This is a genomic window from Microbacterium sp. C448 (assembly GCF_000582705.2).
In the GTDB taxonomy this organism is placed as follows: Bacteria; Actinomycetota; Actinomycetes; order Actinomycetales; family Microbacteriaceae; genus Microbacterium; species Microbacterium lacus_A.
Genome location: NZ_HG779682.1, coordinates 1 through 3,008, shown reverse-complemented (window position 1 = coordinate 3,008; position 3,008 = coordinate 1). Strand labels below are relative to the sequence as shown.

Annotated in this window: 4 protein-coding genes; 1 reads left to right on the top strand and 3 read right to left on the bottom strand. The window is 67.8% G+C overall.

What is annotated here, in order from left to right:
- Positions 1 to 505, bottom strand: a 505-nt coding sequence (locus tag MIC448_RS08930; protein ID WP_036298471.1) for a DNA-formamidopyrimidine glycosylase family protein, incomplete at its 3' end; no start/stop codon positions are given.
- Positions 506 to 544: 39 nt separating this feature from the next.
- Positions 545 to 1,105, bottom strand: a complete 561-nt coding sequence (locus tag MIC448_RS08925) for a GNAT family N-acetyltransferase (protein ID WP_036298468.1) — start codon at positions 1,103 to 1,105, stop codon at positions 545 to 547.
- Between the two features lie 357 nt (positions 1,106 to 1,462).
- Between MIC448_RS08925 and MIC448_RS08920 the strand changes: the two genes are divergently transcribed.
- Positions 1,463 to 2,227: an endonuclease domain-containing protein gene (locus MIC448_RS08920; RefSeq protein WP_232711650.1), complete on the top strand. Its 765-nt coding sequence runs from the start codon at positions 1,463 to 1,465 to the stop codon at positions 2,225 to 2,227.
- A 125-nt stretch (positions 2,228 to 2,352) separates the two neighbouring features.
- Here the strand turns inward: MIC448_RS08920 and trpS are convergent.
- Positions 2,353 to 3,008 (bottom strand): tryptophan--tRNA ligase (gene trpS, locus MIC448_RS08915; protein WP_036298462.1); only part of this gene is annotated, 656 nt, incomplete at its 5' end.

Genomic DNA, 3,008 nt, shown 5'->3' with positions numbered 1-3,008 from the left:
CACCCTTGATCTGCGTCCGCCGGCCCTCCAAGAGCCCCGCGAGCGTCTCGACAGTGAACGCGGGGTCGAGGGGGTCGGGACCCAGTCGCGCGATGCCCGGCACATCGGCCGGGTCCCGCACCACGTACACCGCGAGCGACTTCTTCGTACCCGCCTCGGTCAGGTCGAACCCCGACCCATCGCCCAGCGAAACACGGATGGCGATCGGGGAGCGGCCCGGTTTGACGAGCGCGGTCGGAACGGCGTCGTACCAGCGGAGCCACCCCGCCTTGGCGAGATGAAAGACGAGGTGCACGGGTTCGTCCGCGGGGCCGCTGCATCCGATGTCCACGAACTTGCCGGCCCGATCGACCGAAACGACGGATGCCCCGTGCAATGCCGTGATCTGCGGGTCGAAGGTCTTGAGCGCCGCAATCTGCGCCACGGATGCCTTGACGATGCTCAGGCCGATGATGCGCCCGCGCAGAAACTCGACGAGTCCCTGTACCTCGGGCATCTCCGGCATGGGGCCCATCCTGCCACGGGGTGGCGCCGCGTGGCCCGCTCAGTCCAGCACGGGCCAGGGTTGTGGCCTCCGGTCGTCCGACGCGAGCAAGCCGGCCACCCACCCGTCGTGCCGACCGCGCACGTCGGAGAGTCCCTGACGCAACAGGCCCTCGTAGCGGAAGCCCAGCGCCCTCGCGGCGCGAGCCGAGGCGACGTTGCCGACGATCGCGCGCCACTGGATACGTGCGAGCGAGAGCGGCGCGGCGAACCCGAAGTCGACCACGCGAGCGGCCGCCTCCGTCAGGAACCCCTTTCCCCGCGCGGACTTTGCCATCCAGAATCCGATCTCGGCGTCACCGCCCGGCTGCGTGGCGTGCAACCCGATCATCCCGATCCAGGATCCGTCGATGCGGATGCCCCAGGTCAGCTCGCTCGTCGACTCCCACCAGCTCGCGGCTTTCCCGATGAATTCTTCGGCGTCGGCGCGTGTGTACGGCGAAGGCAGTGTTGTCCAGCGCGGCACCTCCGGATCCTGCGCGGCCTCCGTGATCGCGTCGACATCGGCGTGCGTCGGGATCGAGAGTTCGAGGCGTGCGGTGCGCAGGGTGACGGGTTCCACCCCGCGACCCTATCTGCCCCGCGGCCGTACCCGGCCCCTGTCTCACGCGTCTCGCCGTCCTTAATTCAGTCTCGTCGGGGTGCGCTCCAGCGGGGTCCCGTGTCTTTCCGGGCCGAGCCCGGGGTGCGCTCTCACCCGGGACTGAATTGCGAACGGCGATCGTTTCGCAACCGCGCCGGACTGGGCAGTGCCCGTCCTCCCCAGCGAGGGTCTGTGCACCGTCATCCACCGGTTGCGGCAGACGGCCCGTGCGCCTACTCCCCGCCCCGCCAATCTCGACGCATGTGGGATGTGTGGACGCGCGCCGAGCTTCGCGCGAACGGAATGACTTCTCGAGCGATCACGGTTGCGGTGCGAATGCGCACGCTCATCCGCGCCCGGCGCGATAACTATCTCTCGGCCGACGCACCGGCGGAGCTCGTCCAGGCGGTGCGGGTCGGCGGACGGCTCGGCTGCCTCTCCCTGCTGAAAGCGCTGGGGGTGTTCGTCTTCGATGCCTCGGCGCTTCACGTTCATATGGAGCGCGGCGACAGTCGTATGCGTTCACCGCTCGCGGTCGATACGCCAGTGCCCCAGCGAGCCCGAAACGGGTTGGTGCTGCACTGGCACCGGTTCGTCGCGCCACCTCTGCGGGGCGCGGTGGATGTCGTCGATGCGACCATCCAGGCCATCCGGTGCCAGCAGCCGAAACATGCGATTGCGACACTCGACAGTGTGCTGCACAAGGCACTCCTGGGGCCGGATGACCTGGACTTCGTCTTCGCGGCGCTACCGAGTCGCTTCCGTGTGCTGCGGCGTTTTCTCGATCCGCGAGCCGAGTCCGGTCCCGAGTCGCTGGTGCGGTTGCTGTTGCTGCGGTTGGGCTGTGCCGTTGATTTGCAAGTGCCGATCGTGGGCGTCGGGTTCGTGGATCTCGTCGTGGACGGCTGGCTGGTCATCGAGTGCGACAGCAAAGCGCATCACAGCAGCTGGGAGCAGCAACGCAAGGACTACCGCCGGGATCTCGAGCTCGCGCGCCAGGGCTATTGCGTCCTGCGACTCACTGCTGAAGACATTCTCTACCGCGAGCAGGATGTGTTTGCAGCGCTCACAGGGCTTCTTCGACAGGGAACCGTGCGTTGATGGCGTTCACAATTCAGTCTGCGCGAGCGGCCCATCGAGGCCAGCCCGCGGAATCTCGCGGTCGGCACCGACGGATGCGGCCTGCGGACTGAATTGTGAACGCGGGTGAGTGCGCCCGGGCCGGCTCAGCGGCGGCGGAGCAGCCCGACGCGCTCGTACACGGCGTCGAGGGTCGTGTCGGCGACGGCTTCCGCTCGGTCGGCGTTGGCCGCAAGCACACGGTCGAGCTCTGCCGGGTCGTCGAGCAACTCAAGCGCCCGCGCGCGGACGGGCTCGAACTCCGACACCACGACGTCTGCGAGACCCCTCTTGAAGTCGCCGTACCCGCGCCCCGCGTACTCGTCCTCGATCGAGGGGATCTGACGCCCGGTCAGCGCCGCGTAGATCACGAGCAAGTTCGAGACACCCGGCTTCTTCTCGCGGTCGTACCGCACCGTGCCGTCGCTGTCGGTGACCGCGCGCATGACCTTCTTCGCGGTCGCGTCCGGGTCATCGAGCAACCAGAGCACACCCGCATCCGACTCCGCCGACTTCGACATCTTGGCCAGCGGATTCTGCAGGTCGTAGATGCGGGCGGACTCCTGCTGGATCATCGGCATGGGCACGCGGAACGTCTCGCCGTAGCGTGCGTTGAAGCGCTCGGCGAGGTCGCGCGTCAGCTCGATGTGCTGCTTCTGGTCGTCGCCGACAGGCACGACCGCGGTCTGGTACAGCAAGATGTCGGCCGCCATCAACACGGGATACGTGAAGAGACCGACGGATGTCGCATCCTGGCCGTACC